The following is a 14,490-nucleotide window of genomic DNA, read 5'->3' as shown; positions in this document are numbered from 1 at the left end:
GTTGCAAAAGTGCCTGGCGGAGCCTGTTGGGTTGTGCCCCTCGGGTGAGGACATCAGTAAACCCAGCGTAGTTCGCTGCATCCCGACCGTTAAGGGGCGGTGTTCCGGATGGCGAGATTGTTGTGCGTTGGAGCAGCGCCGTCGCGCTACCGGTGGGCGCCGGTAGCGCGCAGTGTGCTCTCGCTGTGCCCCGGCCGTGTGGCCGTGCGCCTGTGCGTGCGCTCTGGCCGCGGTACCGGCGGGAGCGATTCCATGAGTGCTGCGTGGGTCGGCCCGCTGCGTACTGGAACCAGCGGGCTGGGGGACACTGCCGCCTTCAATCCCCGCGGGCGGCGGAGCGGTCCGGGAGGCGAACACCGCCTCCCGGACTTGCATATCCGGGCCTTCGGCGATGTCGGAACATGCAGTGTCATATGCCGCTAGATAGCGACACTGTCATGAGACCGATTTTCTAGGGCTCGACGGCCTCGACAGGACGTCTTCTGCTGCCTTCCACCTCGGAGAAGTTGGCCGAATGTCGACTGTCGGACTTGTCTAATTTGTCAAGTCATGGGAATGACGTGAGCATTCCGCTTCCCACTGAACTGGCGTCAAATCCACTCTTTCAGGCGCCCGTTCGCATTTGCTGGTGCTACCTGGAGCCGTTTCCTTGCGCCGTCTCGTGGCAGCATGTTCCCGAACGGGCGGATGTGACATGGTCCTGGTGCAGGTGTGACATGGTCCTGGACCGGGTATGGCGCGAACCCGAGGGCCGGATCTGGCCCATCCGTTCACTGCCGGGCGGCACGTCCGTCGGGTCGTTGTCCCTGGCAGACACCTCGACCCGGGCGTAGCGTGCTCCGGTGCGGCCGGGCCCGACCGGGCCTGACGGATCATGATTTGTCCACAGCCTGTGGAGGCGGCGATGCGGTGGTTGGTGGGATGGAGCAGTATCGCCGCTAACTTCGGTACGGCAGGGGCGGTCGGACCGTCCCACGAAGGCCGATCCGTGCACCCCGTCGGCTCCCAACTGCTCTGGGGCGATCCGGACCCGCTCTGGGCCGTCGGCGACTGGCGCCCCGACGAGGTGCGCATCGTCACCATCGAGGCGCCGCCGGGCTTCAGCGAAGCACCCATCGCCAGACTCGCCATCCTCGGCTGCTGCGCCGCCAGCGACAACGAGTTGCGCGCCGGACTGATCTCCGCCCGCGGCGGTGCACTCCGCCACCTCACCGCCTGGCCCGGTAGCTACACCGCCGTCGTCCAGGCCGGCCGACGCATCACCATCGTCGGGGACCTCGCTGGAGCGAGACCCGTCTTCTACACACCGTGGGCCAACGGCACCGCCTACGCCACCGCCGCCCTCCCGCTCGCCGACCTCATCGAGGCCCAACTCGACATCGGCCACCTCGCGGCGCTCCTCGCCTGCCCCGAAACCCCCGAAGCCCTGCGCGACTCCACCCCGTACGAAGGGGTCAAGCGCATTCCGCCCGGGCACGCCCTGATCCTGCGCGAAGGCTCCCGTGAGATCACCGGATACGAGCCCGTCGCCTCGCTCGCCGTCGCCGGTCCGCAGATCGACCCGGAGCGTGCGGTCGACGGTGTGCGCGACGCCCTGGTCGAAGCGGTACGCGCCCGACTGACCGCTCCCCGCCACGCCCCCGAAATGCTCCCGCAGGACCCAGGACCCGTGCCGGGGATGGGGCCCGCCGACCGTCGCGCCCGCCGCGGCGCGCCCGCACCCGGAATCGGTGCCGATCTCTCCGGCGGCAGCGCGTCCAGCACACTGGCCCTGCTCGCTGCCGGACTGCCAGGGGTCCCGGGCACCGTCATCGGCCACGGGGCGGGCGCGGGCGAACGACTGCTCGCCCTCACGTACAACGACCTCACCGAGCAAGGCCGGGAAGCCGAACTGGAGCGCGCCCGGGCCATCGCCGAGAACCCCCGTCTGCACCACGTCGTGGTCGCCGCGGGGGAGGAGAGCCTGCCCTACGCCGGTCTGGAGAACGGCCCGTTGACGGACGAGCCCGCACCTTCTCTGGTGACGGCCGAACGACACCGCGGACGCCTCGCTTCGGGCAGCGCCGACCACTTCACCGGCGCGGGCGCGCGCCAGGTACTCGACGCCCACCCCGCCCGCCTCGCCGATCTGCTGCTGGACAGACAACGACGCCATCTGCTGCGGCCGGTGACGGCGCTCGCCCGCGCCGAAGGCCCCTCGCCGAGGTCGATCTTCATCCCCCTGACGATCTATCGAGCGGCCAGACGACTCGCCCGCACCCCGTACCGGACCGGGCTTGAGACCGCGGCCGACCGGTTGGTCGAAGCCAACCGCCAAGGATCGCGCGGCAAGAACGGCATCGGTCCGCTCGGCGCCTCCCTCGACGCGCTGACCTGGTCCCGCCCCGGGCCCGCCGCGCGTTGGCTGACGGGTGAGGCGCTCGCTGAAGTATCGGTTCGTCTGATGGAGGCGGCGACCCGCCCCATATCGGTGCAGCGTCCCGGTGAGGCGAGGGCACGGGCGGCGCTCACCCGGCACGCCAACGACCAACGCATCCTGGAACAGGCGGCGGAGGTCCGCAGCCAGCGCCTCCACGCCCCCTATCTGGACAACCAGGTCGTACGGGCCTGCCGCGACCTCCCCGAGTCACTGAGGGTCCGCCCCGGGGCCCGGGCCGAGATCCTCCGTACGGTCCTCGCCAGCACCGGCATCCACGATCTGCCCGCAGGCTGGGGAGCGACCACCCAGGCCACTTCGGCGGAGACGGCCCGCAAGGGCCTCAGGGTCTCGCTGCACCAGCTGATGGCCCTCTTCGACGCACCCCTCCTCGCCGATGCGGGACTGGTGGAGGCGCGAGTGGTCCGCAAGGCGCTGCGCGCCGCGTCCGAAGGCGAACCCGTGCCGCTCGACGGTCTGGCCGACCTGGTCTCGACGGAACTGTGGCTGCGCCGTCTGCTGTCACGGCGCGGCACCTGCTGGACGGGTACGGCGGCACCCAAACAGCGCGCGGTCGCGGGTGGTGTCCCCCCACGACCGACGCTGCGCTCGTAGCCTGCTGCCCTGCTGCCCCGCCGAACCTGTTGCACTGCTGCACTGCCGAACCTGCTGTACCGGGCCCGGGCCGACCGCGCGGGTACGGCACTGACCGTGCGGGTACGGCACCGCTTGACAGTCCGGACTGTTCAGCGACAACTGATTCGGGACATCGCCCAATTGGCGAGCGTCACCGAGTCGAACTCCGTCTGCGGCTCCACGACCAGTCGCATCGTCTTTCGACCAGTGAGCGAAACCCGCACCGGCACGGCGGCGTCACCACCACGGACCACCGAGGAACGCCACAGCCGCACCCCGTCCCCGTAGACGGAGAACCGCACCGCGCCCAGCTTCATGGTCATGTCGTCGACCCCCACCGACGCCGCATAGCTGGAACAGCTGCGATTGAGGTCGATGAGCACGGAAGACCTGCCGTGGACCGTCGCCCCATGGCCGTACCAGGTGCCTCCGATCTTCATGCTCTTGCGCTGCCAAAGCCAACTGCTCTCGCTCAGCCGCACCTCGGGGCCGCTCCGGTCGCCGACCACCCCGTACTCCAGCTCATTGAGCTGGTACACCTCCGGTTCAGGCGGCGCACTGGGGGTGGGGCTCGGCCGGGGCGTCGGTGACTGCGTCGGGCGTGGGGCCGGGCTGCGCGACGGTGTCGGACTCGGCTTCTCGGGCGAGGGCCGGGGAGGCGTCACCTTCACGGGGGCGGGCGGCTCGGGGGTGGGGGAAGTCGGTTTGGGCTCGGGCTTGAGCGATGCCTTCACCGGTGGCTTGGGAGCGGGTCGGGGCGATGCCGACGGCGCTGGCCGGGGTGCTGCCGGTGGCGGGGGTGCGACCGGCCGCACGGCTGGTGGCTTCGCCTTCTGGGCGACGGGTTCGGGGTCGCCCGCGAACGCCCACACCAGCCCGGCGGTGGCGGCCACCGCCACCGCTGCTGCGATCGCCGCCTTGGCCGGCGCGCCCAAACCCTCGGAGAGCACCGCGCCACCGGAAGCAGCACCGGAGCCACCGCTCGTCGCACCACCGGTCGCGGCAGCCGCGGCACCGGCTCCCACGGCTCCTGCTGCTCCACCCGCCACGACTCCGGCCGCCTTGACCGAGTACCCGGCGGCGATCCAACCGATGACCGCGATCGGGAGCAGCGCGGGAATCCCGGCGTTCACATGCGCCAACTCGCCGGCTGCGAGACGACATTTGACGCAGTCGTCCAGATGTTTGCGCAACCCCAGCTCGGCGCGCATCCGCAGCCCACCACGGGCGTACGCACCGAGGCGGTCCGCATAGCGTGCGCAATCCCCGCCGGACGTCAGCGCGGAACTCACATGCGCCTGGAGGTACGCCTGCTTGAGCCCTTCGCGCGCCCGACTCGCCAGCACTGCGGTGGCATTCGCGGTGAGTCCGAACAGCGGCGCGACCTCGCTCGGCGACTCCTCCTCGACGGTGGTGTGCCACAGGACCGCCTGCCAACGCTCGGGCAGTGAGCGGAACGCCTGCATGGCCAGCGACTGCTCGGCCTCGTGCATGGCGCGGACATCGGCACCGAGATCGAGGGCGGCGTCGGCCGTGACGACGGCGCTGCGCGCCGCCTCGGCCGCGAACACCGCGAAATCGTCGACCAGCTGCTCTCGCTTCGCGCTCCTCATCCAGGTCGCGGCGACGCGCCGAACCGTGGTGAGCAGATACGCCCGGACCGCGTGCTCCGGTCCGGCACCTCCACGGACGGCCTGGAGCGTCCGCGCGAACACCTCGGCGGTGAGGTCGTCGGCGGTGTGGGCGTCCCGGCAGCAGGTGCGCGCGTACCGCCTGACCGCAGCTGAGTGGCGCCGGAACAGTTCCGCATAGGACCCGTCGTCGCCCTCGCGCATCCGTTGGATCAGATCGGCGTCGGACGGCGGTGTTTCGCGCGGCGGCGGCAGTACGGAACCGAATCCGCTGCTACCACCCTCGCGTTGGCTGGGCACGGCATGGATCTCACCGTCCGTGCCGGACCGAGGGGCGTCCCCCTCGACCGCCGAGTCGGAGGGCGAATCAGGGACCGGAGCCGAACCGTGTCCAGACGGGGAGTCGGTGGGCGGGCCGGAGTGCGGGGGAGCGCCAGGGGCGGGGGGTGTGTGGGGAGGGAAATGCGGACCGGGTACGGAACTGAAGGCGGTTGAATCGTCCGGCATGGGCCCGCTCGGCCCTTGGTTGGGTACGACGTGTCCGTGCTCCCCCGCTTCGACGGAACCCGGAACGCCCACAGCACCCGGAACGTCGACGGAACCCGGAACGTCGACAGGGCTCGGAATGTTGGCAGAGCTCGGAACGTCGACAGGGCTCGGAGTATCGACAGCTCCCGGATCTGGCTGGTGCCCTGCGGAGTTCGAAGCGTTGGGACCGGTTGCGCCGGGGATATCAGCCGCCCCGCCGCCAGCCGGGGCAGCCGGTGTCATCGGGATAGAGCTGCTGGACGCTCCGGACGTGCTTCGCCTGCGCCCACCCTGTTCGGGAACCTGGCCCGAGGGCGGTCCCCCGCGTTCGGCTTCTTCGCTACCGCCGTCCGGCTCGTCCCGCGCGCTCCGACTGTCACCACTCATCGCGGAAGCCCTTATTCGTCACGGAAGCCCCCGTCAGCACCCTCAGACCCGAACACCGGGCAAGCGTGCCATACGGCGAGAGCACACCAAGCCCGCATGGTGCTCAACCACTCATCCGGGGAGATCTGACCGAATTCATGCTCTAACCAGGGCGCCTGGAGGAATGGAGCACAGACCCTGGGTCGAGCCATGGGGGCAACAGCCAGCCCAGACCCTGATGGCGAGATGGGGGATGGCGGGATGGCGGGATGGCAGAGCGTTCTGATGACTTAGAGGAGCTAACAGAAAGCTGTGGTGGAAGCCATGTCCTCTTCCCCTGGCGGATCGTTGGGCGGGGTATGGGGAAGGGGAATGGTCCGCCGTGGGTGGTGTCGGACGACCTGTGGATGCGGGTCGAGCCGCTGCTGCCGGTCAGGCAGCGCCGGTCGTGCAACCCGGGGCGGCTGCCGCTTGATGACCGCGGTTGCCTGCAGGGCATCTTGTTCGTGCTGCACACCGGGATCCAGTGGGAGTGGCTGCCGCAGGAGCTCGGGTTCGGCTCCGGAATGACGTGCTGGCGGAGGCTGCGGGACTGGCACGAGGCCGGTGTCTGGGACCGGCTGCACCAGCTGCTTCTCACCGAACTGCATCGCGCGGGGAAGCTGGACTGGTCCCGGGCGGTGATCGACGGCTCGCACCGCCAAGCCCGTCGGGGCGGCCCAAAACCGGGCCGAGCCCGGTCGACCGCGCCCGGCCCGGCTCGAAGCACCACATCATCACCGATGCCGTCGGCACACCGCTTGCCATCACCCTGACCGGCGGAAACCGCCACGACGTCACCCAGCTACTGCCCCTACTCGACGCGATCCCCCGCATCCGCGGGACCACCGGCCGGCCACGCCACCGTCCCCGGCAGCTGTTCGCCGACCGAGGCTACGACTACGACAAGTACCGCCGACTGCTGTGGAAGCGCGGCATCAAACCAGTCATCGCTCGCCGGGGCGTGCCCCACGGCTCCGGCCTAGGCACTGTTCGGTGGGTCGTCGAGCGCACGAACGCTTGGATTCATGGCTTCCGACGGCTACGGATCCGCTGGGACATCCGCGACGACATCCACGAAGCGTTCCTGAAACTCGCCTGCTGCGTGATCACCTACAGACGAGTCCAGGCATTGTGTTAGCTCCTCTTAGTGGTCCGCGTCCATGGCTGCCGAGAGCCGGACAAGTCCCCTCGGGCCTCGAAGAGGCGAACAACCCTGAGGCCATCAGCTGGGTGTCGAGGAATCAGAAGCCCAGGAAAATCCGCGAGATCCGCGAGATCCGCGAGATCCGCGAGATCCGCGAGATCCGCGAGATCCAGAAGATTTGGGGTTCATGGTGATGCGATGAACCATCAGATCGACGGGGGGTCATCTCATCGTCGACCGGGACCGGGTCAGACCGAACCCAAGGCCCGTGTCTAGCTGACCACGCGACCCTTGACCCACTCCGGACCCCGTGCCGAGTCACCCGACCCGAGCGGATGTGCCCGCTCGCAGGGCCCGTCCCGTTCCTGATGGCCTTGCTGGAAGCCCCATCGTGTGCGCGTCATCCCGCTAGCAGGCGGTGATGCTCCGGAAGGCGTCCACCCATGCCCCCGGTGTGCCCCGGTTGAGGTCAAACACCCCTCAACCGGGTCCATCACACTCGGAAGCCACCATGGACGGGATGCCATGCAGGGCCGACAGCGTCTCCACCGCGCCCCCGAATGCCAGCGGTTCGTCCTACCGAGGCCGCAGCCCCTCCAGCAGGATGTCCAGCAGCCGGGCGGAGGCCGCCGCCTGCTGAGCCGCATCCGGTAGTGAGGGCGCGGCCGTGGCTATCACCAACAGCACGTCTGCCACGGTCACATCTCCGCGCAGCTCACCTGCCGCCCGTGCCCTGTCGACCAGTTGGCCGACGACCTCCAGAAGGTCGGCGGCCCCGCCGTCCTCCCGCTCGCCGGCCGGAACGGAACGCTGTCCGACGACGCGCAGGTCGGGCTGTGTCAGCCCGCTCCGCTCGATCGCCGGTATCGGCTCCTCGGCCCCGGAACGCTGGTGAGGCACCCGAGCCTCGTCCCGCAGGGCCGCGGTCGCCGCTGGGGCAGCTTCATCTGACGCCGCCTCAACCGAGTCCTCCGCGTCGACACCGACCCGCAGCACCTGGGGCGGCAACAGCCGCCCCGCACCCGACGCCACCGACGTACGAAGGAAGCGAGCCAGGGCGGACCAGGGCTCCTCCTCCTGCCCAAGTGCCGTGCGCGCCTGCTCGGTCAGCCGGGAGGTCTCCTCCGCGGCTATGCGGCGCACCAGCACGTCCTTGCTGGGGAACCGGCGGTAGACCGTGCCGACGCCGACTCTCGCCCGGCGCGCCACGTCCTCCATCGGCGCCCCGTAGCCCAACTCGCCGAAGACCTCGCGAGCGGCTCGCAACACGTGCTCCAGATTGCGCTGTGCATCCACCCGGAGCGGCGCCGAGCGGCTGCTACCGCCCGCTGCCAACCGTCCGTTCCCGCTGTTCGCTCCGTGCAGTTCGGCCTGATGTCCGCCGTGTACATGGCCGTCCGCGGTCTGCGGGACGGCTGCCTGCCAATGTGAATCCTGAATGGTCATACATGTTCCCCCGGTCACTGAGTCTCCCCCCGGAGACCTCCCCGCCTGGTCTGTCGGACGAGCCTTGGCCAAGCACCCCGACGAGGTACGAACATAGTTGAGCCCGGGTCAATTCAGAAGAGGGTAGTTCCGCACGGAGCGCCCCCCGATCGGAGCAAGGACCGGAAGCCTCCGGTTTACGCCCCCTCGCACCACCCCTTGCGCCCTCCCTGACCTGCGCTCCTTTCCCCTCATTCGACACCCTTCCGGAGCACGCGCCCCCCAAGCTTCCGGTCACACAATTTGCCGCGCCTGTGGACAAACGCCGGGGACCGTTGCGTCATGGGATGGTGAAGGCTCCAGACTCCCAGGACCCGGCCCCCGGTTCCCCGCCGGCCGCGCGAACCAACCGCACGCGCATTCTCGTCATCGGCGGTGGTTATGTCGGGATGTATACGGCACTCCATCTCCAGCGAAAGCTGAAACGGGAGCTTGCACGTGGCGACGTCGAAATCATGGTGATTACACCCGAGCCATATATGACGTATCAGCCCTTTCTCCCAGAAGCGGCTGCCGGGTCCATCTCCCCGCGGCACGTCGTTGTTCCGCTGCGTCGGGTTCTGAACAGGTGCACCGTCCTCATCGGCGAGGCCACCGCCGTCGACCACGCCAAGCGCACCGCGACCGTCACGACCCTGGCCAGCGCCGAGGAGGGCACGGGCGCCGTCGCAGTCCCCTACGACGAACTCGTCATCGCGCCCGGATCGGTGTCCCGCACGCTCCCGGTGCCCGGCCTTGCCGACTACGCGATCGGATTCAAGACCGTCGAAGAGGCCATCGGACTGCGCAACCATGTGATCGAGCAGATGGATATCGCCTCGTCCACCCGCGATCCGGCAATCCGGGACGCCGCACTCACCTTTGTCTTCGTCGGCGGCGGCTATGCCGGTGTCGAGGCATTGGGTGAACTAGAGGACATGGCGCGCTATACCTCGCGTTACTACCACAACATCAAGCCAGAAGACCTCAGGTGGATTCTGGTCGAGGCCAGTGATCGAATCCTTCCCGAGGTGGGCGAGGAGATGGGCAAGTACGCCATTCGTGAGCTGCGCTCGCGCAATATCGACGTACGTCTTCGGACCCGACTGGATTCCTGCTCGAACCGTGTCGCCGTACTGAGCGACGGCAGCCGATTTCCGACCCGTACCGTCGTATGGACCGCGGGTGTGAAACCGGCCCCCTTGCTCGCCGCCACCGATCTGCCGCGCAATGCCCGCGGGCGGCTCCAGTGCACCGCGCAGCTCACTATCGCCGGCACCGAACACGCCTGGGCCGCCGGCGACGCAGCCGCAGTCCCCGACGTCACCGCGAAGGCACCGGACGCCGAGTGCGCGCCCAACGCCCAGCACGCGGTTCGTCAGACCAAGGTCCTCGCCGAGAACCTGGTGGCGTCACTGCGCGGCGAACCGTTGAAGGAGTACGCGCACGCGTACGTCGGCTCCGTCGCCTCGCTCGGTCTCCACCGGGGCGTGGCCCATGTCTACGGCCGCAAGCTCAAGGGATACCCGGCCTGGCTGATGCATCGGATGTACCACCTCAGTCGGGTGCCGACCTTCAACCGCAAAGCCCGCGTACTGGCGGAATGGACCCTGTCCGGACTCTTCAAACGGGAAATCGTCTCCCTCGGCTCACTGGAGCACCCCCGCGCCGAATTCGAGGTGGCCGCCGGAGGAAGGCGACCCGGCCACGGCCCGGACCACCCCCCGCGCGGATCGCACGACGGCGACCGATCGGGCCCGACCCTCGGCACTGGCAGCACCCGGGGCACCCCGCCAGCCCCGGGCTCAGCTTCCGACCGCAGAAACGGAGCCGGACGAGGAGCGGACCCCGACCCGTCGCCGGGCTCCGCGCAGAACCGGCCACGACGTCCTGCCGACGACCACGGCCAGTCTTCCCGCCCCTCGGACGAGCCCCCGCCGGCCACCGACCGGGACGACTGACCCGCAGCTCACCCGCCCGATCCGACACTCAGGCGTCGGCTCGCCGTCAGGGAATTCTGGCACTGGCCGGAACCATATGGACGGCTGGCCGACACCCCCGGTCAGTCCGTCCGGACACACGGGACGTGTGACCATAGGTGGGCTCACATCTGCACAGAGTGACCCCGTGACCCTTGCCGACAACCATTGAGGCCAGAAAGTCAGTGAACTTCACGCGTTGGAGCGCAAGGCTCCCCGGTACGCAGCGCCGCGCCGCCTCGCGGAGGAACGACCGCGGGATCTCCACGGCGCCTCCGCGCCCTGCCCAGCGCACCGAGAGCAGGGGTGAGAGCCGTGGCGAAGGATCGGTCCCGGCCGCCCGCGGGGACAGTGATCAACAACCGGACTCCCTCCCCTCCCTCCCGGCCCTGGAGGACTTCCCCGCCCGGGAGATCTTCGGCCGACTGCCCGCGCTGGTCGCCCTGACCCATGGCCCGGAGCACCGCGTCGCCTATGTGAACGACGCGTACACCACCGCATTCGGCCCGCGCCCGATCGGCAGTCCCGCGGTCGACGTCTGCCCCGAGCTGACCGAACTGGGCCTGCCCCCACTTATGGACCAGGTGCTGCGCAGCGGTACGCCGCGCACGATCAAATCGCGCAGGGTCCACACCGGCGGCTCGTACACGGTCACCTGTCTGCCCATCGAGCACCCGGATCGGGCTGGTGAGATCACCGGAGTCTGTGTCTTCGCCGCCGACGTCACCGACCACGCCGAAGCCGCCGAGCGACTGAGGGCCAGCGAGCGCCGCCAGCGCGAGATGGCGGTGACGCTCCAACGCTCCCTCCTTCCCCAGGACCTCGAACAGCCCGACGACCTGCGCATCGCCGCGACCTACCAACCCGGTGGCGAGGACGCCGCGGTCGGCGGTGACTGGTACGACGTGATCACGCTCGGCGCCGGGCGCACCGCGCTCGTCATCGGCGATGTGATGGGACGCGGGGTCCGTGCCGCTGCCGTGATGGGCCAGCTCCGCACCGCGGTACGCGCCTACGCCCGGCTCGACCTCCCACCGCACGAAGTCCTCCAACTGCTCGACGGCCTGGCCGCCGAGATCGACGCCAGCCAGATCGCCACCTGCGTGTACGCGGTCCACGACCCGAACGAGGGGCAACTGGTCTATGCGTCGGCTGGCCATCTGCCCGTACTGGTCCGCGATGAGGACGGTACGGTCCGTCGCGCGGCAGATCCGACCGGGCCGCCGCTCGGCACCGGGGGCTGGCTTCACACATCGGGCACGATCGCGCTGCCGCCCGGTTCCACCGCCGTCCTCTATACCGACGGGCTAGTCGAACGTCGCGACGAGGACATCGACGAAGGGGTGGCGGCGCTGGAGCGCGCCCTGTCCGGAGCGAGCGGCACACCTCAGGTCATGTGCGACCGGCTGTTCCGGGCGATGGGGGTGACCGCGGAACACGACGACGACGCCGCCGTTCTCGTCGTTCAGCACCCTGCGCGCAAGGGAGTCTCCGCGGAGCTGTTCCACAATGCGGCCCTCGATCTGCTCGGGGGGAACGAGGCGGCGCCCCGGGCCCGGGCGTTCGCCTCCGGAGTGCTCGCGTCCTGGCGGTTCTCCTCCGAACTGCACGACCTCGGCGTCCTCGCCACCAGCGAACTCGTCGCGAACTCCCTCCAGCACGGCACCCCGCCCATGCGGCTGCGGCTCCGTCGGACCGATCGCCGATTGATCATCGAAGTGACCGACGGCGATGACCACCTCCCGCGCCGCCGTCGGGCCGAAACCGAGGACGAGGCGGGCCGCGGGATTTCCATCATCGCGACGATCGCCTCGTCCTGGGGGAGCCGCCGTACGCCCGGCGGCGGCAAAGCCGTCTGGTGCGAGTTCGCACTGCCCCGCTAACGTGCGGCAGTCGACGGACACCCCTCTAGGCCACAACCTCCACCGGCTCGGCCGCCTTGTGCTGCGCCACGACCCGCGACTTCACGGCCAGCGACGGCTGGTTCTGTACGGGAGTCAGTTCGCGACCCAGTCGTACGGCCAGCACGGAGATTCCCAGCGAGAACAGTACGAACGTCACGATGTACGGCCCGTGCAGCGCGGCTCCCATGGGGCCGCCCACGGCCGGGCCTAGCGCCAGGGCGAGCTGCTTGACCAGGGCGAAGGCCGAGTTGTACTGCCCGACCATCGACTCCGGCGCCAGATCGGCGACCAACGGTGCCACGGTGGGCGACAACATCGCCTCACCCAGCCCGAAGAGTGCATAGGTGGTGATGAAGGCCGCGGTCGCCATCGTCTGGCTGTTCGTCCCCAGCCCTGCGTAGCCGGCGATGACCCAGGCGACCGCCCACACCAACCCGACCGCTGCGATCACGCGGGACCGCTTGCGCTGCTCGACGAACTTCAACACCACGAACTGGGCGATCACGATCACCGCGGTGTTGGCGGCCAGTGCCGATCCCAGGGTGGACGGCTCAATTCCGGCCGCCTCCGTGCCGTACGCAGCCAGACCGGACTCGAACTGTCCGTAGCAGGCGAAGAACAGGACGAAGCCCAGGACGGAGAGCTGAACCATCGCCTTGTGCCCCAGCAGGGCACGCATTCCACCCTTGGCCTGCGCCGTGGGGTCGACCTGGGGCGCTCCCGACATGGGCGCCGGACGGGGGATCCGCACGGTCAAGGCGATTCCGGCGAGCACCAGGAACATCACCGACTCGATGCCGAACAGCAGAAGGAAGCTGTCAGGTCGGCTCTTGTCGACGAGCTGCCCGCCGATCAGACCACCGAGACCGAGGCCCAGGTTCTGCAGGAAGAACTGCATGGCGAAGGCGCGCGTACGACTGGAGGCATCGGAGCACCACACGAGCATTGTCGCGAGCGCCGGCTGGATGACGGCCGTACCGGCACCCAGTAGTGCAGCCGAGAGCACGACGGTGGTCACGTTGTTCGCGAGGCCGATGGACAGGGCCCCGACGGAAGCGAGCAGCGAGCCGGCGACCAGCACCGGCAGTGGACCTCGCCGGTCGATGGTCCGCCCGGTGAAGGGGAGTGCGACGAGTGCGGCCATGGCGAAGGTCGCCAGGACGATGCCCGCCGTCGTCGCCCCCAGATCCCGCACCTGCGCCACATAGACGTAGAGGTACGGAACCGTAAAACCGAGTCCGAACGCGCTCAGCGCGCTGCCTGCCTGGATTCGGCGCATCGCTGCACCCATCACCCTGGTCACACTCACCTGCCTCAACACTCGTAGGCCCAAAGCCTGAAGACTTCAACAATAAAGTTCGACAGTGAAGAGTACACAGAGAAGGACTTCAATGCCAACGAGGCGCATGCGATACTGCGGCGTATGCCTAACGCGAGCCCCGAAGGCCCAGCAGCGACCGGCCCGACCCTTGAGCCGACCCTCGACGAGCAGATCGCCGCGTACCAACGCGAGTACGGAGACCTGGACCCACAGGTCGAGAAAGTGGTCTCGGCGCTCGGCCGACTCAATCGGCGGATGAACGTCGCCTACGGGCGGCAGGTCGCCGCCCTCGGCATCAGCAATGCCGAGTGGGAGGTCCTCAAGAGCCTGGTGCTCGCCGGCGCCCCCTATCGAATGGGCCCGGGGGAACTCGCCAAGCGGCTGGGTCTCACCCCTGCCGCCATGACCCATCGCATCGACCGCATGGCGAACGAAGGGCTGGTCACTCGCGATCGGGACGAGAACAACCGCGTCCGGGTGATCGTCGAACTGACCGACGAGGGGCGGACCAAGTGGCTGGAGGCGATGCGCATGGCATCCAGCTTTGAAGAGGACCTACTCCAAGACCTCTCGGCGGACGAGCGGGGAGTTCTCGGGGAGCTCCTGATCCGCGTACTGCGCAGGGTCGAACACACCCAGCCGGACGCGGGCGGTCGACTCACCGATCTGGACTAGCGAGCCGACACTCGCGGGGTCACGTGTCGAACCCCGCGCTGCCGGTCCTGCGCCTCACTCCCCGAGCTTTTGGACGGGGTACGAGGGGTCAGGCTGGCGAAGATCCGCAGGTGAGAACGTTGATACGGCTGGGTCGCAGGGGGAAGTTGACACGGACTTCATCCTTCCGTAAGGTTCTTCGAGTTGTCGCGGGGCCGTAACGGTTCTTCGATAGCCACTCCAGCCGCGCACGCGGCAACCAAACTCAGCAACACTCTCCTCAAACGGGAGCGATTTCGGCATGCCGGAATCAATTTCGCAGACTCGATTATGAGTCGCCGAGGAAATCCGCTAGAGTTTGAAACGTCGGAACGGCCGAAGGGCCGGAAAGACAATCCCGATTTC

At 68.8% G+C, this 14,490-nt stretch carries 8 protein-coding genes; 5 read left to right on the top strand and 3 right to left on the bottom strand.

What is annotated here, in order from left to right; all coding sequences use genetic code 11:
• The first annotated feature begins 904 nt into the window (after positions 1–904).
• The gene (locus OID54_RS18020) at positions 905–3,031 is read left to right on the top strand and encodes an asparagine synthase-related protein (protein WP_329020874.1); all 2,127 of its coding nucleotides are present in this window, start codon (positions 905–907) and stop codon (positions 3,029–3,031) included.
• A 131-nt stretch (positions 3,032–3,162) separates the two neighbouring features.
• Here OID54_RS18020 and OID54_RS18015 read toward each other — a convergent pair whose 3' ends face one another.
• On the bottom strand, positions 3,163–4,983 hold the full coding sequence (locus OID54_RS18015; RefSeq protein ID WP_443055616.1) for a sigma-70 family RNA polymerase sigma factor: 1,821 nt from the start codon (positions 4,981–4,983) through the stop codon (positions 3,163–3,165).
• A gap of 953 nt (positions 4,984–5,936) precedes the next feature.
• Here OID54_RS18015 and OID54_RS18010 point away from each other — a divergent pair.
• A protein-coding gene (locus OID54_RS18010; protein ID WP_329013717.1) for an IS5 family transposase occupies positions 5,937–6,757 on the top strand; the annotation gives its coding sequence in 2 pieces (ribosomal slippage) (positions 5,937–6,297 and positions 6,297–6,757; 822 coding nt in all).
• 582 nt (positions 6,758–7,339) lie between these two features.
• On the opposite strand, the gene OID54_RS18005 is transcribed toward OID54_RS18010, so the two are convergent.
• Positions 7,340–8,209 (bottom strand): TetR/AcrR family transcriptional regulator, encoded by an 870-nt coding sequence (locus OID54_RS18005; protein ID WP_329020870.1) that lies wholly within the window; start codon positions 8,207–8,209, stop codon positions 7,340–7,342.
• A 326-nt stretch (positions 8,210–8,535) separates the two neighbouring features.
• Between OID54_RS18005 and OID54_RS18000 the strand changes: the two genes are divergently transcribed.
• Both OID54_RS18000 and OID54_RS17995 read left to right on the top strand, forming a co-directional pair.
• Complete coding sequence (locus tag OID54_RS18000; RefSeq protein WP_329020868.1) at positions 8,536–10,188, top strand: NAD(P)/FAD-dependent oxidoreductase; 1,653 nt, start codon at positions 8,536–8,538, stop codon at positions 10,186–10,188.
• 203 nt (positions 10,189–10,391) lie between these two features.
• Entirely contained in the window at positions 10,392–12,089 is a 1,698-nt protein-coding gene (locus OID54_RS17995) for an ATP-binding SpoIIE family protein phosphatase (protein WP_329020866.1), read from the top strand.
• Positions 12,090–12,114: 25 nt separating this feature from the next.
• Here OID54_RS17995 and OID54_RS17990 read toward each other — a convergent pair whose 3' ends face one another.
• Positions 12,115–13,389, bottom strand: a complete 1,275-nt coding sequence (locus OID54_RS17990; RefSeq protein ID WP_329020864.1) for an MFS transporter — start codon at positions 13,387–13,389, stop codon at positions 12,115–12,117.
• A gap of 144 nt (positions 13,390–13,533) precedes the next feature.
• On the opposite strand from OID54_RS17990, the gene OID54_RS17985 reads away from it, so the two are divergent.
• Positions 13,534–14,106, top strand: coding sequence for a MarR family winged helix-turn-helix transcriptional regulator (locus OID54_RS17985; protein ID WP_329020862.1), 573 nt, complete (start codon positions 13,534–13,536; stop codon positions 14,104–14,106).
• Positions 14,107–14,490: the final 384 nt, after the last annotated feature.

It is taken from the genome of Streptomyces sp. NBC_00690 (genome assembly GCF_036226685.1).
In the GTDB taxonomy this organism is placed as follows: domain Bacteria; phylum Actinomycetota; class Actinomycetes; order Streptomycetales; family Streptomycetaceae; genus Streptomyces.
Note: the sequence above shows the minus strand (reverse complement) of the source record. Positions and strands in the feature narration are given on the sequence as shown.

What these genes read in the sequence shown, in the direction of transcription:
- OID54_RS18020 (WP_329020874.1), top strand. Translation starts at nt 905, where the DNA reads ATGCGGTGGTTGGTGGGATGGAGCAGTATCGCCGCTAACTTCGGTACG.
- OID54_RS18005 (WP_329020870.1), bottom strand. Translation starts at nt 8,209, where the DNA reads ATGACCATTCAGGATTCACATTGGCAGGCAGCCGTCCCGCAGACCGCG.
- OID54_RS18000 (WP_329020868.1), top strand. Translation starts at nt 8,536, where the DNA reads ATGGTGAAGGCTCCAGACTCCCAGGACCCGGCCCCCGGTTCCCCGCCG.
- OID54_RS17990 (WP_329020864.1), bottom strand. Translation starts at nt 13,389, where the DNA reads ATGCGCCGAATCCAGGCAGGCAGCGCGCTGAGCGCGTTCGGACTCGGT.
- OID54_RS17985 (WP_329020862.1), top strand. Translation starts at nt 13,534, where the DNA reads ATGCCTAACGCGAGCCCCGAAGGCCCAGCAGCGACCGGCCCGACCCTT.